The organism is Streptomyces sp. NPDC048473 (assembly GCF_043200155.1).
Classification (GTDB): domain Bacteria; phylum Actinomycetota; class Actinomycetes; order Streptomycetales; family Streptomycetaceae; genus Streptomyces.
In genome coordinates, this window is the sequence record NZ_JBICXE010000025.1 from 34,686 (window position 1) to 59,675 (window position 24,990).

A 24,990-nucleotide genomic window follows, 5' to 3' on the forward strand; every position below is an offset into this window, starting at 1 on the left:
CGGCGGACGGGCTTGAATTTTCAGCCGGTCACCCGGGCCGGCTCCCGCAGGGGCCAGTGGCCGTCGATCACCGCGTCAGCCGTGCCCTTGCGGCGCAGGAACTGCTGGAAGTCGGCCGCCCATTGCGCATACCACTCCACCTGGCGCTCATGCAGCTCGGCGGCGGTCAGCCCGGCCACCGAGCCGTGCCGCTCGGCTATCGCGTACGCCACCCGGACCGCGGCCAGCGCGTCCGCCCCCGCGTCATGGGCTCCGCCGTGCACCACGCCGTACTCGACGCAGACCGCTTCGAGGGTGCGCTTGCCCTTGCGGTAGCGGTCGACGGCCCTGTCGATGGTGTACGGGTCGATGACCGGCCCGATCCCGGCCCCGTCGAGCCGGTCGCTCAGCGACGGCAGCCCGTGCCGCCGCAGCTCGGCCGTCAGCAGCGTCAGGTCGAAGGCCGCGTTGTACGCGACGATCGGCACCCCCTGGCGCCAGTAGCCGGTGAGTGTCTCGGCGATCTCGTCGGCCACCTCGCGCACCGGCCGGCCCTCCGCCGCCGCCCGCTCGCTGCTGATGCCGTGGATCGCCGAGGCCTGTGCCGGAATCCGGATGCCCGGATCCGCCAGCCAGGTGCGCTGCCGCACCGGCTCCCCGTCCCTGCCGCCGACTCCGACGACCGCGGCTGTCACGATCCGGGCCTCCAGCGGTTCCGTGCCCGTCGTCTCCAGGTCGAAGCCGACCAGCGCCTCCCGGTGCCAGCTCATCCCGTACCTCCTTCGTGGTGCTCTCCCCCAGGTGATGACCACCCTCGCATGCACCACTGACAACGGACGGACAGCCCCTCAGGAACAGGCCCCCAGGAACAGCCCCTCAGGAGACGGGCCGGGAGTCCGTCCACACGGACTCGAATTCCTCTCGGTACGTCTCGAACAGCCCGTGCTCGCTGTCCTGCCCCGCCCGGACCACCGCGCGCCCACCGCCCCGCAGCACCAGCACGGGCGCCTCCATGCCGCGTGCGCGCCGCAGATACGGCTGGACGACCCCGACCGCGTCCGTCCCGTCGCCGTCCACCAGATAGGCCGTGAAGCGCGGCGTCTCGTCGAAGACATGGATCTCGAAGGCGCCCGGATCGCGGAGCTTGGAGCGGACCCGGCGCATATGGAGGATGTTCATCTCCACCGACCGGCTCAGCTCGCCCTTCTTGAGACCCAGCTCCCGCTCCCGGCGCTTGACCGCGCTGCTCGCCGGGTTGATGAAGAGCAGCCGGACCCGGCAGCCCGACTCGGCGAGCCGGATCAGCCTGCGGCCGGAGAAGTTCTGCACCAGCAGATTGAGTCCTATGCCGATCGCGTCGAGACGGCGCGAACCGCCGAAGAGATTCTCGGCGGGCAGCTGGCGCTGCAGCCGCACCCGGTCGGAGTGGACGGAGACCACATCCGCGTACCGGTCGCCGACCAGCTCCTCGACGGCGTCGACCGGGAGCCGGTCGGCCGACGGGACCGCGGCACCGCTGCCCAGGATCTCCAGGAGCCGGGCCGAGGCGCGCTCGGCCTGGGCGAGGACCGCCTCGTTCAGGGCGCGGTTGCGAGAGACCACATTGCGGGCGACCTCCAGCTCGTCGAGCGCCAGCTCGACCTCGCGCCGGTCGTCGAAGTACGGCTCGAAGCACGGCCAGTGCTGGACCATCAGCTCACGCAGCTGCGGCAGCGTGAGGAAGCTGAGAACGTTGTCGTCGGCCGGGTCCAGCAGATAGCCCTTGCGGCGGGAGACCTCGCGTACGGCGACGGCGCGCTGCACCCACTCCTGCCCGGCGGGTCCGGCGGCGGCCACCACCCAGTCCTCGCCGTGGACCGGCTCGTAGATGGGCCGGAGCACCGCGGCGACCACGGCGCGCAGCCGCTGCTCCACGAGATTCAGCCAGATATAGGCACGCCCGGCCCGCTGGGCGCGCGTGCGCACCTCGCTCCAGGCATCCGCTCCCCAGTCCAGTTCCGCGCCGATCTCCATGGGCTGCGCAAGTGAGACCGCCCCGGGCGGGGCATCGGTGGATTCCCCCTCGTGACCTGTGTCACCTGGGGGCAGCTCGAACCCTCCCGAGCTCACCCGCGCACCGCCTTCCACTCCCCCACCAACGATCAAGGAAGGGTACTCCGCGAGCGGGAGCCGGTGCAGCCGGATGCACAGGCTGCTTCCTCAACTCCCCTATGTCACAGGCACGTTCCCGATGGCAAGATTTGCCGTAGTGAGCGGATTCATAGTGATTAAGCACCCCGTCCGGGGCCTCGTGCCGGGGCTGCGACCGGCTCAGGTCCCCGGATTCCGGTTCCGGGCGACACGGAGAGGCCCGATGTTGACCGGACCGCGCGACGTCCTAGGTAGCCGCACCTCTTTCGGGGAAGATCTGGCTCAAGCAGCCCGCAAGCCCCAGGCACCCGGATCAGAAGTGGAAGAGTCAACCTATGCAGGTCTGGCCGGGACAGGCGTATCCCCTCGGTGCCACGTACGACGGCGCCGGGACCAACTTCGCGGTCTTCTCCGAGGCCGCCAACCGAATCGAGTTGTGCCTGCTGCACGACGACGGTTCCGAGACGGCGGTGGAGCTCAGGGAGACCGATGCCTTTGTCCGCCATGCCTATCTGCCCGGGGTGATGCCCGGTCAGCGGTACGGATTTAGGGTCCACGGGCCGTACGAACCGGAGCGCGGCGCCCGCTGCAATTCGGCCAAACTGCTGCTCGACCCGTACGCCAGGGCCGTCGCCGGGCAGATCCAGTGGGGCGAGGCGGTGTACGGCTATCCGTTCGGCCGGCCCGACGCGCGCAACGATCTCGACTCGGCGCCGCACACCATGACCTCGGTCGTGGTCAACCCGTACTTCGACTGGGGCGACGACCGGCGGCCCCGTACGGACTACCACCGCACGGTGATCTACGAGGCCCATGTGAAGGGTCTGACGATGCTCCATCCGGGGCTGCCGAAGGAGCTGCGCGGCACCTACGCGGGGCTGGCCCATCCGGAGGTGATCGCCCATCTGACGGAACTGGGCGTCACGGCGATCGAATTGATGCCGGTTCACCAGTTCGTCCAGGACCACCGGCTGGTGGACGCGGGGCTGGCCAATTACTGGGGTTACAACACCATCGGTTTCTTCGCCCCGCACAACGCGTACGCCTCCTGGGGGGACCGCGGAGAGCAGGTGCTGGAGTTCAAGCAGGCCGTACGGGCGCTGCATCAGGCCGGCATCGAGGTGATCCTCGACGTGGTCTACAACCACACCGCGGAGGGAAACCACCTGGGCCCGACGCTTTCCTTCCGGGGCCTGGACAATGCCTCGTACTACCGGCTCGCGGACGACCAGCGGTACTACATGGACACCACGGGGACCGGGAACTCCCTGCTGATGCGGTCGCCGCACGTACTGCAGCTGATCATGGACTCATTGCGGTACTGGGTCACGGACATGCATGTGGACGGCTTCCGCTTCGATCTGGCGGCCACCCTGGCCCGGCAGTTCCACGAGGTGGACCGGCTGTCGTCGTTCTTCGACCTGGTGCAGCAGGACCCGGTGGTCAGCCAGGTGAAGCTGATCGCCGAACCGTGGGACGTGGGTGAGGGCGGCTACCAGGTGGGGAACTTCCCGCCGCTGTGGACCGAGTGGAACGGCAAGTACCGGGACACCGTGCGGGACCTGTGGCGGGGCGAGCCGAGGACCCTCGCCGAGTTCGCCGGGCGGCTGACGGGGTCCTCGGACCTGTACCAGGACGACGGACGGCGGCCGCTCGCCTCGATCAACTTCACCACCTGCCACGACGGATTCACCCTGCACGACCTGGTCTCGTACAACGACAAGCACAACGAGGCGAACGGCGAGGGCAACCGGGACGGCGAGAGCCACAACCGGTCCTGGAACTGCGGCGCGGAGGGCGAGACGGACCAGCCGGAGATTCTGGAGCTGCGCGAACGGCAGATGCGGAATTTCATCGCCACGCTGATGCTGTCGCAGGGCGTGCCGATGCTGAGCCACGGCGACGAGTTCGCGCGCACGCAGTGGGGCAACAACAACGCCTACTGCCAGGACAGCGAGTTGTCGTGGGTGCACTGGCCCGACCCGGCCGAGGCCGCGACGGACGACGCGGACGAGGCGGATCCGGCGGACGGAGACGGTCTCGGGAGCAGTCTGCTGGAGTTCACCCGGGCGATGGTCTGGCTCCGCCGCGACCATCCGGTCTTCCGGCGCCGCCGGTTCTTCCACGGCCGTCCGGTCGAGGGGACGCACGACGAGCTCTCGGACATCGCGTGGTTCACGCCCGAGGGCGGTGAGATGAAGCAACGGGACTGGCAGGCCGCGCACGCCAAGGCACTGACGGTCTTCCTCAACGGCCATGCGATCTCGGAGCCGGGGCCGCGCGGCGAACGGATCTCCGACGACTCGTTCCTGCTGATGTTCAACGCGAGCGCCGAGACGCTGGAGTTTTCCGTTCCGGTGAATCACGGCCGGCAGTGGCTGGTGGTGGTCGACACGGCCCGTCCGGCCGGGGTTCTTCCCGGCTCGGGGCCGAAGGTGTCGGCGGGCGAACGGGTGACGCTGGTCGGGCGGAGCATGGCGGTGCTGCAGCGGCCCGCGTAGGTGCCGGCCGCCGGCCCGGCCGTTGAATCGACGACACCGCCGGTCGAGCCCTTTGCGGCGTTCCGTGACACAAGAGCCCGCAGGCTGGGTACGTAACGGCGCATGACGCCCACCGCCACCTACCGGCTCCAGCTCCAGCCGGACTTCCCGTTCTCGGCCGCCGGACACGCCGTGCCGTATCTCGCCACGCTCGGCGTCTCCCATCTGCATCTGTCCCCGGTCCTGGAAGCCGTGCCCGGCTCCAGACACGGCTACGACATCGTCGATCACGGCCGGGTACGCGCCGAGCTCGGCGGTGAGGAGGGGCTGCGGGAGCTGGCCCGCACGGCGCGTGAGCACGGGCTCGGGCTGGTCGTGGACATCGTGCCGAACCACATGGCCGCCGTCCCCCGCCACAACCACGCGCTGCGGGAGGTGCTGCGCGAGGGCTCCGGCTCCCCGTACGCCCGCTGGTTCGACATCGACTGGGCGGCGGGCGGCGGCAAGGTGCTGCTGCCGGTGCTGGCCGGACGGATCGGCGACGAGATCGGCAGGTTCCGGGTCGACGGAGAGGTGCTGCGCTACGGCGAGCAGGAGTTCCCGCTCCGGACCGGCACCGCCCGCCTGCCTCTGCCGGAACTGCTGGACGCCCAGCACTACCGGCTCGGCTGGTGGCGGCTGGCCCGTACCGAGCTGAACTACCGGCGGTTCTTCACCATCTCGGATCTCATCGGGGTGCGGGTGGAGGACCCCGAGGTCTTCGCCGCCACCCACAGCAAGATCCTCGAACTGGTCCGGGACGGTGTGATCGACGGGCTGCGCATCGACCACCCCGACGGGCTCGCCGACCCTGCGGCCTATCTGGAGCGGCTCTCGGCTGCGACCGACGGACGGTGGACGGTGGTGGAGAAGATCCTCGGCCGCACCGAGCCGCTGCCCGCGGGCTGGGCCGTCGCGGGGACGACCGGGTACGACGCGCTGCACCGGATCGACGGCCTCTTCGTCGATCCGATGGGCGCCGCGGAGCTGGTCGGCCGCTACCGGGAGTACGCGCAGCCCGCCGGGGACCGCGGCGGTGACTGGACGTCGACCGTCCGGCGGGCCGCGTACCGGGTGGTGACGCATGAGCTGGCCGCCGAGACCGGGCTGCTGACCCGGCTCGCCGTACGGATCTGCGCCGGGGACCCCGCGTTGCGCGACCACGCGCCGTGGACACTGCACACCGCCGTGCGTGAACTTCTCGTACGCGTACCCGTGTACCGGCCGTATGCGACGGCCGGCGGGCCCCGCACGGCGACGGCGGAGGCGACGCTCACGGATGCGGCCGTACGGGACGCGAAGGCGGTGTTCTCCGTTCCGGAAGAGGCGTCGGCCGTCGAGGTCGTGCGGGAGCTGGCGCTGGGGCGGCTGGGCGAGGGGCCCGACCAGGCGGCGTTCTGCGCCCGGTTCGCCCAGACCGCTTCGGCGTTGCGCGCCAAGTCGGTCGAGGACACGGCGTTCTACCGGTACGTACCGCTGATCTCGGCGAACGAGGTGGGCGGCGATCCCGGGCAGCCGGCGGTGACGCCGGAGGAGTTCCATGCGTTCTGTGCCCGGCTGGCGCGCGACTGGCCGGCCACGGGCACGGCGCTGACCACCCACGACACCAAGCGGAGCGCCGATGTACGGGCCCGGGTCGCGGTGCTGACCGAGTGTCCGGAGCAGTGGTCCCGGCTGCTGGCGGAGCTGGGGCAGGTGACTCCCGCGACCGCTCCCGATGCGCAGCTCGCCTGGCATGCCTGGCAGACGGCCTTCGGCTGCGCGAGGCTGCCGGTCCGGGAGATGGCGGGCCGGCTGGAGCCCGCGCTGCTGAAAGCGGTCCGCGAGTCGGGACTTTTCACCAGCTGGACCGAGCCCGATCCGGCGTACGAGCGGGCGGTGACGGACTTCGTCGCTGCGGGACCGGCCGCGGACAACGGTCCGGTGCGCGAGGCTCTGGAGCGGTTCGCGGGCACGCTCGCCCCTTACGTACGGGCCAATGTGCTGGGCGCGGCACTGGTGCAGCTGACGATGCCGGGTGTGCCGGATCTGTATCAGGGCACGGAACGGGAGTACGTGGCGCTGGTCGACCCGGACAACCGGCGGCCGTTCCGCCCCCCGTCCGAGGACGGGGCGTTGAGCGAGAAGGGGGAGCTCACCGCGGCGGCATTGCGGCTGCGGCGCGAACGGCCGGAGGTGTTCGGCGAGTCGGGTGCGTACGCCCCGCTGAGCGCCCATGGCCCGGCGGCCGCGCACTGTCTGGCCTTCTGCCGCTCGGGCGAGGTGGTCACCGCGGTGACCAGGCTGTCGTTGCGGCTGGCGGAGTCGGGCGGCTGGCGCGGGACGGAGCTGACGCTGCCGGACGACGGGCCGTGGACCGATGTGCTGGCGCCCGGCCGGAAGTTCACCGGGGCCACGGTCGCGCTCGCCGAGCTCTTCGCGAAACGGCCGGTGGCGCTGCTCAGCCGGGCCGGACGAGAAGGGCCCGCGGACCGCGCGTGAGCAGCCCGGTGCCGGCCGGGCGGAATCCGTCCGCCCAGCGGAGCCGGGGCATCGCGTCGAGCAGGGCGCCAAGGCCCTGCTGGGCCTCCAGTCGGCCGAGCACGACGGCCGGGCAGCCCGCCGGTCCGGTGAGGGACCGGCCCTGGTCGCAGCGGAAGGGGTCGAAGAGGTCGGGTGCGGAGAACCGTGCCGGATCGCGGCCCGCCGAGCCGATCAGGCAGGCGACGGGCGCTCCGGCGGGCAGCCTGCCGCCGCTGAGGGCGACCTCGGTGACGGTGCGGCGCAGCACGATCTGGACGGGCGGGTCGCGGCGCAGCGACTCCGTCCAGGCCCGGACGGCCAGGGCGGGTTCGATGCGCAGGGCGGCCAGGAGGCCGGGGGCGTCCAGCAGGTTGGCGAGGAAGGAGGCGAGCGCGGTCTCGCGGAGGCCGGTGTGCCGGGTGCAGGGTGTGGTGGCGGTGCCTTCTGGTCCGGTGCGGGGCGGTCGCGTCGCGTACGGGCGGGTGCCCGCTTCGGCTGCGGAACCGGCGGGCAGCCAGCGGCAGAACTCCTGGACGAGGTCGGCCTGTTGGCGGCCTGCGATACGGTGCGCCAGCACGTAGGCGGTCCGCTCGATCCGCTCGGCCATGTGACGTGGCACTGATCCGGTCGCGGCTCTGCGCTGTCTGCGGGGCGTGCATTGGGTGCTGCCGTGGCAGAGTCCGAGGGGTGCGGGGCCACCGCGGGGCGCCTCGTCGTGCGGGAACCCGGTGAACCGGGGGTCGCTGAGGGCCGTGGTCACATCCGCGTACCGGCTGACCAGCCAGGCGCCCAGGGGCGCGTCGTAGCTGAGCGGGTATTCCTCGCGCAGGATGCGGTAGAGCCGGTACGGGTCGTGTGCGGCGCCGGGTGCGAGCAGGCTGGGGCCGGTGCCGGGGCGGGATCCGCGCGCCCTCCGGCCGGCCCGGCGGCGGAGGTCCGGTGCGGGTATGCCCTCGGGCGCGTCGGCCTGCATCGGTACCCCCGGGGCGTCAGGGCGCCGGTGTGCGGCGCGGTTCCTCACCAGGGGATCACCGACGGGGGCGTCGCGCAGTCGGCGTACGACCGTCCGGGTGACGGCGGGCCGGGTGACGGTGGGCCGGGTGACGACGGGGGGCCCGGTCGGGCCGGGGCTCAGTCCGTGGGCGACCGGGGGTTGAACGGCCAGGAGACTCCGAGCAGATCGTCGCCGGGCCTTCGGCCGGCTAACGGGCAGGGGGGCCGAGGACCGGCGCGGAGAGCCGGAAGCTCATCCTCCCGAAGCTCACCTGGTCCCCGTCGCGGACCGGGACCGTACCGATGACCCGCTGTCCGTTGACACAGGTGCCGTTGGTCGAGCCGAGGTCGCGCAGCAGCCAGCGGCCGCCCTGCACGGTGAGTTCCGCGTGGAGCCGGGAGACGGTCTCGTGGTTGAGCCGCAGCCCGTTGCCCGGATCGCGGCCGATCAGCAGGGGGTACGGGCTGGGAGTGGGGAGCAGGAGCTTCGGGAGCCGTTCGGTCTGCCAGACCCGGCGCACCCGGCCGGGGAAGCCGGACACTCCGCTCACGACCCGGAGTATCCGCCGTGACCAGCGGCCTTCGCTCTCCAGGTCGGCGGTGAGCGCCTCCAGCTCCTCCGAGCGCCGGGCGGTGAGGGCCAGTTCCATGCGCCGCATGAAGGTGTCGTGGGACAGCCTGCCCTGTGCCGCGCCGTCTCTGAGTACGCCGAGAACACGGTCGCGCTGGGCATCGGACAGCCGCGCGGGATACGTGTGGAACTCGAAGGGGGACGTCACGGAACCAATTGTCGGGCCGACCGCCCCGGAGTGTCCAGAACAACCCCGCTTTCCGCCCTCCTGACCTGCGCGGAACACCTGCTCCGGAATGTCCGGGCAGCGCCAAAAAGACGTTGCTAGTCTCTCCCGCCGCAGGCCGCCCGTCGATCGCGGGAGGGCCCATTGCGCATGTCAAGGAGACTTTGTGACTTATGCACCACAGGAATTGACCATCCGTCCGCTCGCCGGTCCGCAGGAGCTCGGGCTCTTTTGCCGGCTGTCGTACGTACTCGATCACGAGCTCGCCGAGGACCTGGAGAGCGGGCGTCGCCGTCCCGAGTGGATGTGGGTGGCGCTGCGCGGCGAGCGCGTGGTGGCGCGGATCGCCTGGTGGAGCCGGGACGGTGGCGAACCCCTGCTCCTCGACTTCTTCGACCTCGACGACACGCTGCCCGAGCCCGAACGCGGCGAGGCGGGCCTGCGACTGCTGGAGGCGGCGACGGCAGCGGTCGTGCCCGCCGGTGCCCCACGGCCCGAGTACGGACGCTTTGTACCGGCCGACTGGCGCGAGGACCCTGCGGCCCGTGATGTCGTCGAGGCCCGGATACGGGTCATGGAACGCTCCGGTGCGCGGATGCTGGTCGAGCGGCTGCGCTTGGAGTGGCGCGCGGGTACGCCGGTCCCCGCCGACAGCGGCCGACTGCGGTTCCGCCCGGTCGACGGGCGGAAGGATCTCCTCGCGCTGATGACACCGGTGACGGAGGGCACCCTCGACGCGCACAGCCAGGAGGACCTGGCGTCCGGGCTCAGCGTCCGCGAGGCGGCCGAGAAGCACTACGACGAGGAGCTGGCGAAGTACACGACACCGCGGGAGTGGTGGCGCATCGCCGAACTCCCCGACGGTGAGCCGGTCGGGTTCGTGATCCCGGCGCGCAACAACTACAACCCGATCATTGCCTACATCGGCGTGCTCCCCGCCATGCGCGGCCACGGCTACATCGACGACATCCTCGCCGAGGGGACCAGGGTGCTGGCCGCGCAGGACGGCGTGGAACGGATCCGGGCCGCGACCGACCTCGGCAACGTCCCGATGGCCAAGTCCTTCGAGCGTCTCGGGTATGTGAACTTCGAGCGCTCCTTCGACATGGCCTGGGATTAGACCGACCGGCAAATGGGGGGGGTGGGAGAAGGAGCGGCGCTGGGTGCGTGCAGCTGCAAGGCGGAGGACTGAGGCAGATGGGGTCCCCCCTGCTTGAGCGCAGCCGAGAGCCTGGGGGAAGGAGCCATGGTGACTGACGACAACGCGGGAGGGTCCCCCCTGGCCCTTAATGCCTTGGCCCCGGCGGTCTTGAGCAGGCGGCGCAGGAGGAACTCGACTTCTTCCACTGGTGCCCCTCGCCACGCTCCTGGTGGCAGCCGGCGTACACCCCCGACGGCGAACTGGCCGGCATCCATGTACCCGCCCACAACCCGTCCGGCCCGTGCATCGGTTTCATCGGGGTCGTACCCGAGCAGCGCGGGCACGGATACGGGTACGACCTGCTCGCCGAATGCACGCATTTCCCGGCGGCCGAGGGCGCCGGGTTCATCGCGGGCGCCACCGACCGGGGCAATACACCGATGGCGGCCGCGTTCGCCCGGGCCGGCCATCGCATCAGCCAGGAACGCATCCATCTGGTGTGAGTTCAGCGGTGAGTTCCGTCAGCCAGTCCAGGCGGAGCTGCTGCTCGGCGGGGATCGTCGCATCCTCGCCGCGCGGCCCCACATTGAGCAGCAGATTGCCGCCCGCGGACGCCGTCTCCCGTACCAGCGAGTCCAGCACGTCCCGGCTGAGGAACGCCTCGGGCGGGGAGTTGCGGTTGTAGCCGAAACTGTGGTCGATGCCGCGGGTGATCTCGTACGGGTCGGGGCCGGTGTAGCGGGCGAATTCGGGCGTGCGGAAGTCGTAGTACGGGGGTCTGCGCGGGACGAAGCCCTCGCCCTGGACGATCGTGCGGCGCTCCCAGCGGTCGTACAGGGCCTTGGCGCCCGGGAGTTGCAGTGCGCGCCACATCGGTGCGTACGGGAACAGCCGGTCGTTGACGACGCCGTGCGGGACGGTGAAGCGGTAGTACTCGACGAGCCGCTGCACCTCGGTGCGGGAGCCGGGCCAGGCGATGTCGTTCCAGAGGATGTCGGGGCGGTAGCGGCGGATCAGTTCGCGCATCTGGGCGCCCGCGTACGCGGGGTAGCCGCCGCGCGGGACGGCCGAAACGGTGTCCGCGCCGGTGCCGATGGGGCGGTCGTCGAAGGTCCAGTCGAGACCGCCGGAGTAGTAGACGCCGAAGCAGAGCCCCTCGGCCCGTACGGCTTCGGCGAATTCACCGACAATGTCACGTGTGGTGTGCCAGCTGGTGCGGTGCGGGTTCTCGACCTCGGAGGGCCAGAGACAGAAGCCGTCGTGGTGTTTGGTGACGAGGACGGCGTAGCGGGCGCCCGCGGCGCGGAAGCTGCGGGCCCAGGCGGCGGGGTCCCAGGAGCCCAGGGCGTCGTTGAAGTCGCCCCCGAAGGCGGTGTACGGGCGGGTGCCGTAGGTCGCGCGGTGGTGGGCGGAGACGGGGCTGTCGGGAAAGCGGAGCGCGTTCTCGTACCACTCCGCGTACGACGTCCAGCCGAGCGGCGAGCGGCGGCCCGCCAGGGGCAGCTCGTCCGCGAGGACGTACGGCGGGGCCCAGCCCGGTACGGAGGCGGGCGTCCAGTGCACAAAGATCCCCAGTCGGGCCCGGGACCACCATGAAGCAACCATGGCGCGAAGTATTGATCACACAGGCGGCCGTTCGTAAGATCCGGGCACCTCCGGGGCACCGTGCCGGACCCTGACGAGCTGATGGCGAGCGGCCGATGATCCTGGACGATCCCCGTGCGGAACCGCAGCGCCGCGTCGGCGGTGGCTGGATCAGTGGTCTGGTACTGGCCAACCTGGGCCTGTACATGGCTTTTCTCACCCCGATCCAGGTGCTGCTCGCGGAGCAGATCGACGATCTGACCTCGTCCGGCAAGGAGGTCGCGCTCGGCTGGGCAACCGCGGCCGGGGCGCTGGTGGCGGTGGTCGCCAACCCGGTCGCGGGTGCGCTGTCGGACCGTACGGGCGGACGGTTCGGCCGCAGGCATCCGTGGATCCTGGGAGGTGCGCTGGTCGGCGCGGTGGGTCTGGTGGTGACGGCGGCGCAGACAACGGTGGTCGGGGTGGCGCTCGGCTGGTGTCTGGCGCAGCTGGGGCTGAACGCGATGCTGGCCGGCACCAACGCGGTGGTTCCCGACCAGGTGCCGGTGCGGCAGCGGGCGGCGGTGTCGGGGTTCATCGGCATACCGCAGACGCTGGGGCTGGTCTTCGGGGTGCTGCTGGTGTCGGTGGCGGTTACCGGGACAGGTTCGGGCTATCTGGTGCTTGCGGGACTCGTGGTGCTGTGTGCACTGCCGTTCGTCCTGATGACCCGCGACCCGGTCGTGCCCGGGGTGCGGGGGCCGGTGCTCCGGCTGAGGGACTTCTGGGTGAGTCCGCGGCTGCATCCCGATTTCGGATGGGCGTGGCTCACCCGTTTCCTGGTCCAGCTGGGGAATGCGATCGGCACGCTCTATCTGCTGTATTTCCTCAAGGACGCGGTGCATTACCCGGATCCGGACATGGGCGTGCTGTATCTGACGCTGCTCTACACCGGTGGTGTGGTCGTGACGGCGGTGGCGGGCGGGATCGTCTCGGACCGGCTGGGCAAGCGGAAGATGATGGTCAGCGTGTGTTCGCTGGTGATGGCGGCGGGTTCGCTGCTGCTGACGTTCTGGCACACCTGGCCGGCGGCGATGGCAGCCGCGGTGGTGCTCGGGCTCGGCTACGGCATCTATGTGGCGGTCGACCAGGCGCTGATCACCCAGGTCCTTCCGGCGGCCGTCGACCGGGCGAAGGACCTGGGGGTCATCAATATCGCCAACTCCGCACCCCAGGTCCTGGGCCCGGCACTGGCCGCGCCGATCGTTGCGTACGCGGGCGGCTATGCCGGGCTGTATCTGGCGTCGACCGTGGTGACGGTGGTGGGCGGGGTGCTGGTGTGGCGGATCAGGTCAGTGAGCTGAGCTGCCTGTGTTCTGTGTAGGAGACTTCTGTGCAGGGGCCTTCTGTGTAGGAGACTTCTATGTGCGGGACTTCTGTGTACGGATCAGATCCCTGTACCAGGCGTACGAGTCCTTGGGCGTCCGGCGCAGCGTCTCGTAGTCGATGTGGACCAGGCCGAACCGCTTGCTGGCGCCCTCGGTCCATTCGACGTTGTCGGTGAGCGACCAGGTGAAGTAGCCGCGGACGTCGACGCCCGCGTCGATGGCCGTCCGCAGGGCCCTCAGGTGTCCTTCGAGGTAGGCGATCCGGCGGGTGTCCCGGGCCGGTTCGTCGACGGCGCAGCCGTTCTCGGTGATGTAGAGCGGCGGGAGCCGGTCGCCGAAGCGGCTGTGGAGCTGGACGAGGGTTTCGCGCAGTCCGTCGGGGACGACGGGCCAGCCGAAGTCGGTCTTCTCGTAGCCCTCTATCTCGCGGATGCCGAAGGGGAGTTCGGCGGGCATCTCGAAGCCGGAGAAAGATTCCAGGGCTTGTGCGTCGGGGGCGCCGACAAGGGTGGGGCTGTAGTAGTTGACGCCGTACCAGTCGAGCGGGGCGGAGATGGTCGACAGGTCGTCCTCGACCGGGCCCGGCATCAGTGCGGCGAAGTTCTCGTCGGGGTAGCGGCCGGTGAGAATCGGGTCGGCGAACAGCCAGTTGGTGATCGTGTCGTACAGCTGCGCGCCCATGCGGTCCTCGTCACGGTCCCCGGCGGTCCAGACGGGGGTGTGGGAGACGGCGATGCCGATGTTGTCCGCTCCCGCGCCGCGCAGGGCGCGCACGGCCAGGCCGTGGGCGAGGAGCTGGTGGTGGGCGGCGGGCAGGGCATCGAAGAGGAGGGTGCGGCCCGGTGCGTGCTCGCCGAGGGCGTAGCCGAGCATCGTCACTTCGGCCGGTTCGTTGATGGTGATCCACATCGGTACGCGGTCGGCGAGGCGCTCGGCGACGATGCCCGCGTACTCGGCGAAGCGGTAGGCCGTGTCCCGGTTGAGCCAGCCGCCCTCCTCGTCCAGCGGCAGCGGGGTGTCCCAGTGGTAGAGGGTGGGGGCCGGGGTGATGCCGTGGGCGCAGAGTTCGTCGACGAGGCGGTCGTAGAAGTCGAGCCCCTGCGGGTTGACCGCTCCGCTGCCGCCGGGCACCACGCGCGGCCAGCTGACGGAGAACCGGAAGGCGTCGGCGCCGAGGCCGGCCAGGAGGGCGACGTCCTCGCGGTAGTGCTGGTGGAATCCGGTCCCGCGGGTGGTGTCGGTGCCGTCCTTGATCCGGCCGGGCTGTGCGGCGAAGGCGTCCCAGCCGGAGGGGCCCTTGCCGTCGGTATCGGACGCCCCTTCGGTCTGGAAAGCGGAGGCGGAGGCTCCCCAGAGGAAACCGGGCGGGAACGACGGCACATTCATCTCGGCCTCCACAGCCGTAAGAGGGAGTGCGTATTGAAGGGAGTGCGTATTGACGAGTGCGTATTGAGCAGACCCTGGCGGGGCAATGATCAGAACCAGACCTTAATCGCCAGTAACGGGCTCGATCCAGTGTCGCGAGTCAGTCGTCGCGGCTGATGCCGACCATGGGGCACGGGGGCGAGGAGACGAGGAGCGTTGCATGCTGTTCGAGGTATGGGCACCGGATGCGGACTCGGTCGAACTGCGGCTGGCGGGTGCGCTGCGGGCAATGGGGCGTGATCCCGTACGGGCCGGGTGGTGGACGGCCGAGGCGGAGGCCTCGGACGGGGACCGCTACGGCTTTGTGCTGAACGGAGGCGAGAGCGGCGGGAGCGGTGAGGCAGGCGGGGCCGACGGGCCCGTGCTGCCCGATCCGCGCGCGCGCCGCCAGCCGGACGGGCCGGACGGCGAGAGCGCCGTCGTCGACCACTCGGCGTACACCTGGCGCAACGAATGGGCGGGCCGGGGGCTCCCGGGCGCCGTCCTTTACGAGCTGCACATCGGTACGTACACCGACGAGGGCACCTTCGACGCCGCGGCGGCCCGGCTCGGCCATCTCGCCGAACTGGGCATCACCCATGTGTCGCTGATGCCGGTCTGCCCCTTTCCCGGCACCCACGGGTGGGGGTACGAGGGGGTGTCGCTCTGGGCCGTGCACGAGCCGTACGGCGGCCCGGAGGGGCTTAAGCGTTTTGTCGATACGGCGCACGGTCTCGGGCTCGCGGTCGTCCTGGACGTCGTCCACAACCACCTCGGCCCGTCCGGCAATCACCTCCCGGCCTTCGGCCCCTACTTCACGGAGACCCACCACACGCCGTGGGGCGCGGCGGTCAACCTCGACGCCCCCGGTTCGGACGAGGTGCGGGCGTATCTGCTGGGCAGCGCGCTCGCCTGGCTGCGCGACTACCGGCTCGACGGGCTGCGGCTGGACGCGGTCCATGCCCTGGCCGACACGCGGGCGCTGACCTTCCTGGAGGAGCTGTCCACGGCGACCGACGCACTCGCCGGCGAACTCGGCCGTCCGCTCTCGCTGATCGCCGAGTCCGACCTCTGCGACCCTCGGACGACGACACCGCGCGAATCGGGCGGCATCGGCCTGCACGCCCAGTGGAACGACGACTTCCACCACGCCCTGCACACCGCGCTCACCGGTGAGTCGCAGGGCTACTACGCGGACTTCGCCGCCGCCCCGCTGGCCGCCGTCGCCAAGACCGTGACGAGCACGTTCTTCCACAACGGTACGTACTCCAGCTTCCGCGGCCGTTCCCACGGCCGCCCCGTCGACATCGCCCGCACCCCGGCCCACCGCTTCGTCGGCTACGCCCAGACCCATGACCAGATCGGCAACCGTGCCCTGGGCGACCGGCTCTCCGCCACACTCTCCCCCGGCCTGCTGGCCTGCGCCGCGGCCCTCATGCTGACCGGTCCCTTCACCCCGATGCTGTTCATGGGCGAGGAGTGGGGCGCCCGCACCCCCTGGCAGTTCTTCACCGACCACACCGATCCGGCGCTCGCCGAGGCGGTCCGCAGCGGCAGACGGCGGGAGTTCGCGGCGCACGGCTGGGCGGCGGACGCCATTCCGGACCCGCAGGACCCGGCCACCCGGAACCGCTCCTGCCTGGACTGGAACGAACCGGCACAGGAGCCGCACGCCCGTCTGCACGCCTGGTACCGCGAGCTGATCACGCTGCGTCGCGCCCTGCCCGACCTGTCCGACCCGGATCTGGCGTCGGTGCGCACCGCCCACGACGAACAGGCGCGCTGGCTGGCGTACCGGAGGGGCGATCTGCGGATCGCGGTCAACCTCGACGAGAAGCCGGCCACGATCCCGCTGGGCAGCGGCCGGCGCCGGGGAGGCGGCGGCAGGGTGGTGGCCGCGTGGGAGCCGGTGGAGGCCCCGGGCAGCGACGGGCTGCTGCATCTGCCGCCGGAGTCGTGCGTGGTGCTGGCCGACGACTGATCTGCGGGGGCGCGCGGTGAATCCCTTGCCTTCGGGTGCGCTCCAACTCGTACGCGTCCGACTACTCGACGATCGCCAGTTCGCGCGCGGTGCTGTTGAGGCGTCGGCCGCCGTCCTGAGTCACGGTCACGATGTCCTCGATCCGGACACCGAACCGGCCCGGCAGATAGATGCCCGGCTCCACGGAGAAGCACATCCCGGGCACCAGTGACTGCTCCTCGCCCTCGATCATGTACGGCGGTTCGTGGGTGGTGACGCCGATGCCGTGACCGGTGCGGTGGATGAAGCGCTCGCCGTAGCCGAACTCGGTGATGACGGCGCGGGCCGCCCGGTCGATCTCCTGACAGGCGACGCCGGGCCGGACCGCGTTGCAGCCCGCCTCCTGGGCCTCCCGCACGATGTCGTGGACCCGCTGCTCCTCGGCGGTGGGTTCGCCGACATGGACCGTGCGGGAGGTGTCGGAGCCGTAGCCGTGCTTGAGGCCGCCGAAGTCGAGTACGACCATGTCGCCCTGCTCGATGGTGCGGTCGCCCGCCTCGTGGTGCGGGTTGGCGCCGTTCGGGCCGGAGCCGACGACGGTGAAGTCGACCTGCGAGTGCCCGAACTGCTTGAGCAGTGCGGCGAGATCGGCGGCGACGTCGGTCTCCCTGCGGCCGGAGAAGCGGACCTTCAGGATCTCCTCGTACGTGGCGTCTGCGGCGGCCCCGGCGGCCGCGATCCGCTCCAGCTCAGCGGCGTCCTTCACCGCACGCAGCATCGGAAGGGCTTCGGTGAGGGAGACGTACGAGGTGTCCGGGAGCGTCCGCTGCAGCCCGAGCAGATGCATCGCCCAGGCGTTGTCGCTGATCGCGAACCGGCCCCGGCCGTGGAGCAGCGGGGCGGTGACGGCGTACGGGTCCTTGCCGTCGGTCCAGTCCCGCAGGGTGATGGCCGGTGCACCGACGGCCTTCTCGGCGTCCGGGGCCTCCAGGGTCGGGACGACGAGGACCGGGTCCTGGCCGGCCGTGAGGACGAGGACGGTGAGACGTTCGGTGTTCACGGGCTGGTAGCCGGTGAGGTGGACGAGATCGGGTCCGGGGGCGACCAGCACTCCCGCGAGCCCGGCCTCGGCGGCGGCCTCGGCGGCACGCGCCATCCGGGCCCGGTAGTCGTCGGCGGTGAACGGTACGGGCTGGTTCGGGCTGGACATGCGGGACCTCCTGGCGACACGACACGGCATACAGCATCCTGCCCGTGCGCGCCGGTCCACGCGAGCGGGGGTCAGGTCTGCGGGTGCAGCCGTACGACGAGGCCGGCGCGGGGGCGGCCCCTCTCGACCAGGCGTGCGTTGGGTTCGTCGGACCCGGCCACCCATTGTTCCGCGTACGGCCGGGGCTTGCCGAACCGCATGTGCCGGTCGACGAGCCGGCGTACCCGCAGGGCCGGTTCGAGTTCCAGGAACCACGCCTCGTCCAGCAGCCCGCGTACAGGCGCCCAGGCCCCTTCGTCGTGCAGAAGGTAATTGCCCTCGGTGACGACCAGCGGGATGTCCGGGGGTACGGGGACGGCCCCGGCGATCGGCTCCTCCAGGGCGCGGTCGAAGGCGGGGGCGTACACGGTGGTTTCCGGTTCCGGGTGGCTCAGGCGTCGGAGCAGGGCCGCGTAACCCGCGGCGTCGAAGGTGTCGGGTGCGCCCTTGCGTCCGGCGCGGCCGAGCCGTTCCAACTCGGCCTGGGCGAGGTGGAAGCCGTCCATGGGTACGAGGACGGCGAGTCCGTCGAGAGCGTCGACGAGCTGTGCGGCCAGGGTGGACTTCCCGGCTCCGGGTGGTCCCGCGATGCCGAGGATGCGGCGGTGGCCGGGGACGGCGAGGCGCAGGGCGCGGGCCGTCAGCTCGGTGAAGTCGCTGATGGTCATGCGGGCCGTCGGCTCGGTGGGGTCGCTGAAGTCGCTGATGGTCATGCGGGCCGTCGGCTCGGTGGGGTCGCTGAGGTCGCTGATGTCCATGCGGGGCATTGTCCCGCCGCGTGCCTGACGGATGTCACGGTGGTGCGGTCCACGCGGTTCTCGCAGAGGCAGGTAGTGTTACGTATAACGAGCAACTGGCTCGTCACACCGTTGCCCGCCCCCGTCCGAGGAATCCCATGCCGCACATCGCCCTGGTCACCCTGGTCGTCCGCGACTATGCCGAAGCCGTCTCCTTCTACACCGACGCCCTCGGATTCGAGCTGGTGGAGGACACCGACCGGGGCGACGGCTCGCGCTGGGTGGTCGTGCGGCCGCGCGGCACGGAGGGGACCGGGCTGCTCCTGGCCCGCGCCAAGGACGAGGCGCAGCGGGCGAGCATCGGTGCACAGACGGGCGGCCGGGTCGGCTTCTTCCTGCACACCGAGGACTTCGCGGGCGACCACGCCCGGATGCTGGCCGCCGGGGTGCGGTTCCTGGAGGAACCGCGGCACGAGGAATACGGATCGGTGGCGGTCTTCGAGGACCTGTACGGCAATCGCTGGGATCTGCTCCAGCCCACGCGGCCCTGACCTGCGGCGCTTCCGTCCGCGGGAGTTGCAGCCGGTCGGTACACCTCGAAGACAGCCCAGCAGGGCGTCGGTCAGTGGCAGAGCCATGACCACCCGAACCCACGTACGAGTATCAATGTCAGTGGTCACCGTTACGTTGGGCACATGACCGATCGTGCCCTTCACCGGTTGCGTACCCGTCCGGACCTCGTCGAACTGGCGGCGTTCCCTTTCGGCTTCGGCCTGGACCGCGCCGAGCACGCCGAAGCGGCACGCCTGGCGTCGGGGCGCGGCTGACCGGGCGGCGTGGGCCACATCGTCGTGGAGGAACAGCTGCGCATCAGCATTGCGGCCGCCCGGGAGGGGCGGACCGATCTCGCCCACGAATCGCTGACCGCGGCGAAGGTCCTGATGAAGCGGGCCAAGTGGCAGGTGAAGGCAGGCCTCGGCGAACTGGTCCAGGAGGCGAAGTGGGCCGTGGCCCGTATGCACGACCGACACGGCTGAATGAACTGCCCCGCCGGTCGTGCACGCTGCACAACCGACACGGCTGGACGAACGGCCCGGGCAAGACCGTGCGCAACCGGCCCGGCCCGACAGTACCCCCGTCAACCAGGCACAGCGCGCGTCAGCGCGTGCCCTTGCCCTTGCCCTTGCCCTTGCCCTCCAGATACGCGAGCACCGCAAGCACCCGCCGGTGCACCGTGCCGTCGTCCGGTTCCAGGCCGAGCTTGGCGAAGATCGAGCCGATGTGCTTGCTCACGGCCCGTTCCGTCACCACCAGTTCGGAGGCGATGGTGCCGTTCGCCTTGCCCTGTGCCATCAGTTCCAGGACTTCGCGCTCGCGCGGAGTGAGGCTCTGCAGGGGTTCGGCCGACGACTTGCGGGTCAGCAGCTGGGTCACGACCTCGGGGTCGAGCGCCGTGCCGCCGCCCGCCACCCGGTCGAGCGCCTGGAGGAACTGGTCGACCCGGCCCACCCGGTCCTTCAGCAGGTAGCCGATGCCCTGGGCGCCCTGGGCGAGCAGCTCGGCGGCGTACGTCTCCTCGACGTACTGCGAGAGGACCAGGATCGGCAGTTCGGGCATCTCCGCGCGGGCGGCGAGTGCGGCGCGCAGTCCCTCGTCGCGGAAGGTGGGCGGGAGCCGCACGTCGAGCACGGCGGCGTCCGGGCGGTGTTCCAGCAGGGCGGGCAGGATCTCCGGCCCGGTCGCCGCGTCGGCCACCACCTCGTGGCCCGAGCTGGTGAGCAGCAGGATCAGCCCCTCCCTCAGCAACGCGTTGTCCTCGGCGATCACGATCCGCACAGCAGCTCCACTTCGATGTTCGTCGGCCCCCCGGTGGGGCTGTTGATGCGGGTGGTGCCGTCGAGGGCGGCGATCCGCCGCCTGATTCCGACCAGCCCGCTGCCGGCGCGTTCGTCCGCGCCGCCATGACCATCGTCGCCGATGACCACCCGCAGGGTTCCGGGGGTGCGGTCGATCCGTACCGTCGCGGCTGTCGCGCCGCTGTGTTTGCTGATGTTGGTGAGGGCCTCGGCGATGACGAAGTAGGCGGCGGCCTCGATCGCGGCCGGCAGCCGTCGCCCGTCCTCCACACCGTCGAGCTCCGCAGCGACGGGCACGCTGACATCGGCGGCCAACGCCCGTACGGCTCCTGCCAGTCCACGGTCAGTCAGCACGGGCGGATGGATGCCGCGCACCACGTGCCGCAGTTCCGCGAGGGCCTCCTCCGCGCCGTCCTGTGCCTCGTCGAGGCGGATGCGCGCGGCGGCCGGGTCACGGTCGAGGAGCTGTTTGGCGAGGCCGATGCGCATCGACAGGGCGACGATCCTGGCCTGGGCGCCGTCGTGCAGATCCCGTTCGATGCGGCGCAGTTCGGCGCCGTGCGCCTCGACCGCCCCGGCCCGGCTCTCGGTCAGCTGGGCGATCCGGTCGGCGAGTTCGGTGGACGGCGATCGGGTGAGCAGGGACCGGGTCCAGCTCGCCGACAGATCCGCGAGTACGGGATGCCAGCGCAGCACCCACCCCTGGCGCACGGGCAGCGGCGTCCCGTACTCGTCGACGGTCCGCCGGTCCAGCAGGTGTACGACGGAGAGCACGGCCCCGTCGACGAGGAGCCCGACCGGCCACAGCACCATCGTGAGGTAGCCGAGGGCGTTGCCCATGAGCGCCTGGACCGGCAGCCAGAGGGCGTCGCGCCAGATCGTCGGGTCGGTGAGGACGCGCCGGACCCGCTCGGAGAGTTCACCGCCGTCCAACGGGAGATACGGCGTCGGCGTGAACGGAACACCGAGCCGCGCGGCGGCCCTGCGGCGCTCGAACTCCGCGAACCGGCTCAGCACTTTGGCGGCCTCGGGCAGGGCGGGCAGCCCGATGATCGCGGCGGCGAACAACAGGACCGCCACCACCATGAACGCGCCCACATACGCGAGCAGCGCGATCGGAATGCCGATGAAGAGGTAGTGCGACGCATCCCACGAACGCCGGATGGCGACCGTCAGCGGGGCGGGAGTGGTGCTCATGACGCATCACGTTACGGGGGTTCACCCGCCACCGGAGTGGGGGCCTCACCCTGACCATGGTGGAGCTGGCTGCACCCCCTGTCCGGGAGCGCACACCCTCGCCCGAGCACCCCTTTCCTCATAGCGTTTATGCAGGTCAGAAAGCACGAAGCGGAGAAGGAACGGTGGAGTCGACGGTGGACACGATCACAGCGGTGCGGGCGAGCGCGCTGAGTCTGGAGTCGGTGAGCCGACGCTACGGACGGCGTGGCGGCGGCCGGGAGGCGATCACGCTCGACGCGGTGAGCTGCACGGTCCCGGCCGGGAGCTTCACCGCGGTGGTGGGCCCCTCGGGGTCGGGGAAGAGCACGTTCCTGCAGTGCGCGGCGGGCCTGGACCGTCCGACGGCGGGGACGGTACGGGTCGGGGGCACCGATCTCGGCTCGCTGTCCGAGGCCGCGCTGACCCGGTTGCGCCGGGACCGGATCGGTTTCGTCTTCCAGTCGCACGCCCTGAATCTGGTGCCCTCGTTGAACATCGAGGAGAACGTCGTGCTGCCGCTGGTGCTGGCGGGCGCCGATCCGGCGGACGAGCGGGTACTGACCCGCGGCCGGGAACTGCTGGCCCGGGTCGGCCTGGCGGGCCGCGGCGGGCATGGCCCCGCGACGCTCTCGGGCGGCCAGCAGCAGCGGGTCGCGGTGGCGCGGGCGCTGGTGACCGAACCCGATGTGATCTTCGCGGACGAGCCGACGGCGTCCCTGGACCCGGAGTCGGCGACGCTGGTGCTCGGTCTGTTGCGGGACGCGGTACGGATCGACGGCCGTACGGTCGTCATGGTCACCCATGATCCGGTGGCGGCGAGCTGGGCTGACACCGTGCTGACGATGGACGGCGGACGGCTGCAATGAGCACGAGTACGGACATGGGTACGAACACGGACACGCGGAGGCCTCACGCGGATGTGCGGTCCGGGATGCGGCGGGCGTCGGCGTTCCTCGCCCGGCGTTCGCTGAAGACTCATCGCCGGACCTGGGCCGCGGTGTTCGCGGCGACGACGGCCGCGGCCGCTCTGGTCGGCGCGTTCGCTTTCGTCCTCGGTTCGCTGCTGCTGGCGCAGCCGCCGGTGGAGCGTCATGCCGGGACGGACGCGGTGGTGGTGGCCGACCAGAAGGTGACGTACACGGCGAAGCCGTGGGGCAGCGAGCCGCAGACCGCGGAGACGTATCTGTCGGAACGGGTCCGCCTCGACCGCTCCGCGGTGGCGAAGGCAGCCGCCGCCGACGGGGTCGCGAAGGCCGTCGCGGACGATTCGGTCCCGGTGGCTGTGGGCGGCGGGAGCGGTGGTGCCGGAGCCGGGGGTACCGGGGCCGGCGGGCCTTCGGCTGTCGGCCGCTCCTGGGCGTCCGCCGCGCTCACTCCGTACCGGCTGACGGATGGACACGCGCCGAGGACGTCCACCGAGGTGGTCATCGACAGCGCGCTGGCGGCCGCAACCGGGAGCAAGTCCGGTGACCATGTGACATTGCAGGTCGACGGGCCGCACCGTCCCTACATCATCAGCGGTGTCGCCGACACCGGTCACCGGGGCGCCTCCCCCGCCGTCTTCTTCACCGAGCAGCGGCTGACCGCCCTGGCCGGACACCCCGCAACGGTCGACGCCATCGGCGTCATCGCCGAGAAGGGCGTCTCGGCCGACGAGCTGCGGGCGTCCCTGGACGCCGCACTGCCCGACCGCACACACGGCAACCGCGAGGTCCGGGTCCTCACCGGCTCGGAGCGCGGGCAGGCCGAGTACGTCGACGCGCTCGGCGCACGGGGCGATCTGCTCCCACTGCTCGCCTCCATCGCGGGAACGGTCCTCATGGTGGCGTTCCTGGTGATTGCCACCACCCTCTCCCAGGCGGTCCACCAGCGCTCCGGCGAACTGGCGCTGCTGCGCGCGGTCGGGGCGACGCCCCGGCAGCTCAGGTCGGCAGTCGGCCGCGAGGTGAGCCGGGTGGCCGGCGCCGCCGCGGTGCTGGGCGGGATCGGGGCCGTACCGCTGGGGCTGCTGATGCGGTCGCTGCTGACCACGGACCCGCTGCCGCTGCCCGTGCCGGTGTGGCTGCCGTTCGCCGCGGGCGCCACGGCCGCGGTGTTCGTCGCGTCGGCAGCCCGTCCGGTGTCGATGCTCGCGGCCAGGTCCATCACCCGGCTGCGACCCGCCGCGGCGCTGGTCGCCGCCCGTGCGCCCGAGCCGAGCGAGCCCGGCCGGCTGCGTACGGTCGCCGGAGTGGTGCTGGCCATCGCGGGTGTGAGTTCGGCGGGCGCGGCAACGGCGCAGGGCGGGCAGGCCGCCGCGGTGGCCGCCTCGGGTGCGGCGACCTCGCTGATCATCGCGGTGGCGCTGCTCGGTCCGTGGATCGCCCGGGTGGCGATGCGGGTGCTCGGTGCACCGGTACGGCGTGCGGGCGGGGTCTCCGGGTTCCTGGCCGCCAAGTCCGCCGCCGCGCACAATCGGCGCCTCGGTGCGGCGATCACCCCGATCGTGCTGGTCGTCGCGTTCGTCTGCGTACAGCTGGCGGCCGGCTCGACGCTGGAGCGGGCCGCCGACCGGCAGGCCGCCGCCGCGCTCCGGGCGGACCTTGTGGTCACGGGTCCGGCCGCCGGACTGCCGGCCGATGCGGCGCAGGCGGTGCGCAAGGCTCCTGGGGTGAAGGCGGCGACCGGTGTGCTGCGCTCCAGCGTCGTCCTCGCCCATCGCGACATCGGTGATCCGACGCTGGACCGGCTCCCCGTGCTGGGTGTGACGGCGGACCAGCTGCCTGGCACGCTCGATCCGCACGTCACGGCGGGTGATCTGGCGGACCTCACCGGCAAGGGCACGGTCGCGGTCGGCAAGGACCGCGCCGCCGACCTCGACGTCGGCACCGGCGACACGGTGAAGCTCCGCCTCGGTGACGGTACGAAGGTCAGGCTCCGAGTGGTGGCGCTCTACGAACGGGCCCTGGGGATCGGAGAGTTCATGCTGCCGCGCGAGGCTCTGGCCGGGCATGTCTCGGCACCGCGCGACCAGCAGATCCTGATCCGCTCGGCGGACGGCGGGTCGGCTTCGGCCTCAGCGGTACGGCGCGCCCTCTCCCCGTACACGGGTGCGCAGGTCCGTACCGCGACGGCGGACGACGTACGGATCGCCCCGCCGTCGTCGGACCAGGACAACGCCATGATCATCATCGGTGTCGGTGTGATCGGCGGCTTCGCCCTGCTCGCGGTGATCAGCACGCTGTCCCTGATCACGGTGGGCCGCCGCCCGGAATTCCGCCTGCTGCGGATGGTCGGCGCGGGCCGCCGCCAGGTGAGGCGGATGCTGGTCCTGGAGACGGGCCTGGTGACGGTGGCGGGCCTGGCGATCGGCACACTGGTCGCGGCAATCCCGCTGGTGGCGTTCGCGGTGTCGATTACCGGTTCGGTGCCGTATCTGCCGCCGGTGCAGTACGGGGTGCTGGCACTGGCCGTGACGGTGGCCGCGGCGGCGGGCACACTGCTGCCGGGGGCGCGGGGCGGCCGGTTCCAGAATGCGGTTGACCGTCAGTGAGCCTTTTCCGACCTGGCGGTGC

The 24,990-nt window shown here is 71.3% G+C and carries 20 protein-coding genes and 1 pseudogene; 11 read left to right on the forward strand and 10 right to left on the reverse strand.

Annotation, left to right across the window (positions count from 1 at the left end; translation table 11 throughout):
• Window positions 1–20 precede the first annotated feature (20 nt).
• Both ACGFU7_RS31455 and ACGFU7_RS31460 read right to left on the reverse strand, forming a co-directional pair.
• On the reverse strand, window positions 21–749 hold the full coding sequence (locus tag ACGFU7_RS31455; protein ID WP_393700292.1) for a 3'-5' exonuclease: 729 nt from the start codon (window positions 747–749) through the stop codon (window positions 21–23).
• Between the two features lie 106 nt (window positions 750–855).
• Entirely contained in the window at window positions 856–2,088 is a 1,233-nt protein-coding gene (locus tag ACGFU7_RS31460) for an SAV2148 family HEPN domain-containing protein (protein ID WP_393700293.1), read from the reverse strand.
• A gap of 356 nt (window positions 2,089–2,444) precedes the next feature.
• Between ACGFU7_RS31460 and glgX the strand changes: the two genes are divergently transcribed.
• Both glgX and treY read left to right on the forward strand, forming a co-directional pair.
• A complete protein-coding gene (gene glgX, locus ACGFU7_RS31465) occupies window positions 2,445–4,610 on the forward strand; it encodes a glycogen debranching protein GlgX (RefSeq protein WP_393700295.1) in 2,166 nt (721 codons plus the stop codon).
• Between the two features lie 102 nt (window positions 4,611–4,712).
• The gene (treY, locus tag ACGFU7_RS31470) at window positions 4,713–7,109 is read left to right on the forward strand and encodes a malto-oligosyltrehalose synthase (protein ID WP_393700297.1); all 2,397 of its coding nucleotides are present in this window, start codon (window positions 4,713–4,715) and stop codon (window positions 7,107–7,109) included.
• On the opposite strand, the gene ACGFU7_RS31475 is transcribed toward treY, so the two are convergent.
• Together ACGFU7_RS31475 and ACGFU7_RS31480 are read right to left on the reverse strand one after the other, a co-directional pair.
• Window positions 7,069–8,103 carry a cytochrome P450 gene (locus tag ACGFU7_RS31475; protein WP_393700298.1) on the reverse strand — a complete coding sequence of 345 codons (1,035 nt, stop codon included), beginning with the start codon at window positions 8,101–8,103 and terminating at the stop codon, window positions 7,069–7,071. The two genes, treY and ACGFU7_RS31475, sit on opposite strands and share 41 nt — an antisense overlap.
• A gap of 229 nt (window positions 8,104–8,332) precedes the next feature.
• Window positions 8,333–8,902, reverse strand: a complete 570-nt coding sequence (locus tag ACGFU7_RS31480; protein ID WP_393700299.1) for an FHA domain-containing protein — start codon at window positions 8,900–8,902, stop codon at window positions 8,333–8,335.
• Between the two features lie 184 nt (window positions 8,903–9,086).
• Between ACGFU7_RS31480 and ACGFU7_RS31485 the strand changes: the two genes are divergently transcribed.
• Both ACGFU7_RS31485 and ACGFU7_RS31490 read left to right on the forward strand, forming a co-directional pair.
• A complete protein-coding gene (locus ACGFU7_RS31485; protein WP_393700300.1) occupies window positions 9,087–10,040 on the forward strand; it encodes a GNAT family N-acetyltransferase in 954 nt (317 codons plus the stop codon).
• Between the two features lie 176 nt (window positions 10,041–10,216).
• Window positions 10,217–10,564: pseudogene (locus ACGFU7_RS31490) on the forward strand (GNAT family N-acetyltransferase); the annotation flags it as partial.
• Here ACGFU7_RS31490 and ACGFU7_RS31495 read toward each other — a convergent pair.
• Window positions 10,536–11,666 (reverse strand): alpha-L-fucosidase, encoded by a 1,131-nt coding sequence (locus ACGFU7_RS31495; RefSeq protein WP_393700301.1) that lies wholly within the window; start codon window positions 11,664–11,666, stop codon window positions 10,536–10,538. The pseudogene ACGFU7_RS31490 and the gene ACGFU7_RS31495 sit on opposite strands and share 29 nt — an antisense overlap.
• Before the next feature lie 95 nt (window positions 11,667–11,761).
• On the opposite strand from ACGFU7_RS31495, the gene ACGFU7_RS31500 reads away from it, so the two are divergent.
• Window positions 11,762–12,988: an MFS transporter gene (locus ACGFU7_RS31500; protein ID WP_393700303.1), complete on the forward strand. Its 1,227-nt coding sequence runs from the start codon at window positions 11,762–11,764 to the stop codon at window positions 12,986–12,988.
• Between the two features lie 57 nt (window positions 12,989–13,045).
• Here ACGFU7_RS31500 and ACGFU7_RS31505 read toward each other — a convergent pair whose 3' ends face one another.
• Window positions 13,046–14,398, reverse strand: coding sequence for a GH1 family beta-glucosidase (locus ACGFU7_RS31505; RefSeq protein ID WP_393700305.1), 1,353 nt, complete (start codon window positions 14,396–14,398; stop codon window positions 13,046–13,048).
• 199 nt (window positions 14,399–14,597) lie between these two features.
• Here ACGFU7_RS31505 and treZ point away from each other — a divergent pair, with 199 nt between their 5' ends.
• Entirely contained in the window at window positions 14,598–16,397 is a 1,800-nt protein-coding gene (gene treZ, locus ACGFU7_RS31510) for a malto-oligosyltrehalose trehalohydrolase (protein WP_393700307.1), read from the forward strand.
• A gap of 61 nt (window positions 16,398–16,458) precedes the next feature.
• On the opposite strand, the gene ACGFU7_RS31515 is transcribed toward treZ, so the two are convergent.
• Complete coding sequence (locus ACGFU7_RS31515) at window positions 16,459–17,586, reverse strand: aminopeptidase P family protein (RefSeq protein ID WP_393700309.1); 1,128 nt, start codon at window positions 17,584–17,586, stop codon at window positions 16,459–16,461.
• Between the two features lie 71 nt (window positions 17,587–17,657).
• Window positions 17,658–18,293 (reverse strand): nucleoside/nucleotide kinase family protein, encoded by a 636-nt coding sequence (locus tag ACGFU7_RS31520; RefSeq protein WP_393700437.1) that lies wholly within the window; start codon window positions 18,291–18,293, stop codon window positions 17,658–17,660.
• A gap of 227 nt (window positions 18,294–18,520) precedes the next feature.
• On the opposite strand from ACGFU7_RS31520, the gene ACGFU7_RS31525 reads away from it, so the two are divergent.
• From ACGFU7_RS31525 to ACGFU7_RS31535, 3 genes are all read left to right on the forward strand, one after another.
• Window positions 18,521–18,913: a VOC family protein gene (locus ACGFU7_RS31525; protein ID WP_393700311.1), complete on the forward strand. Its 393-nt coding sequence runs from the start codon at window positions 18,521–18,523 to the stop codon at window positions 18,911–18,913.
• A 144-nt stretch (window positions 18,914–19,057) separates the two neighbouring features.
• Entirely contained in the window at window positions 19,058–19,189 is a 132-nt protein-coding gene (locus ACGFU7_RS31530; RefSeq protein WP_393700313.1) for a hypothetical protein, read from the forward strand.
• Window positions 19,190–19,198: 9 nt separating this feature from the next.
• On the forward strand, window positions 19,199–19,399 hold the full coding sequence (locus tag ACGFU7_RS31535; protein ID WP_393700314.1) for a hypothetical protein: 201 nt from the start codon (window positions 19,199–19,201) through the stop codon (window positions 19,397–19,399).
• A gap of 121 nt (window positions 19,400–19,520) precedes the next feature.
• Here the strand turns inward: ACGFU7_RS31535 and ACGFU7_RS31540 are convergent, their stop codons facing one another.
• On the reverse strand, window positions 19,521–20,198 hold the full coding sequence (locus tag ACGFU7_RS31540; RefSeq protein WP_393700316.1) for a LuxR C-terminal-related transcriptional regulator: 678 nt from the start codon (window positions 20,196–20,198) through the stop codon (window positions 19,521–19,523).
• Window positions 20,186–21,415, reverse strand: a complete 1,230-nt coding sequence (locus ACGFU7_RS31545; protein WP_393700317.1) for a sensor histidine kinase — start codon at window positions 21,413–21,415, stop codon at window positions 20,186–20,188. The genes ACGFU7_RS31540 and ACGFU7_RS31545 overlap by 13 nt, the downstream gene beginning before the upstream one ends.
• 164 nt (window positions 21,416–21,579) lie before the next feature.
• Between ACGFU7_RS31545 and ACGFU7_RS31550 the strand changes: the two genes are divergently transcribed.
• Together ACGFU7_RS31550 and ACGFU7_RS31555 are read left to right on the forward strand one after the other, a co-directional pair.
• Window positions 21,580–22,302, forward strand: coding sequence for an ABC transporter ATP-binding protein (locus ACGFU7_RS31550; RefSeq protein ID WP_393700318.1), 723 nt, complete (start codon window positions 21,580–21,582; stop codon window positions 22,300–22,302).
• On the forward strand, window positions 22,299–24,968 hold the full coding sequence (locus ACGFU7_RS31555; protein ID WP_393700319.1) for an FtsX-like permease family protein: 2,670 nt from the start codon (window positions 22,299–22,301) through the stop codon (window positions 24,966–24,968). The genes ACGFU7_RS31550 and ACGFU7_RS31555 overlap by 4 nt, the downstream gene beginning before the upstream one ends.
• The last annotated feature ends 22 nt before the right edge of the window (window positions 24,969–24,990 follow it).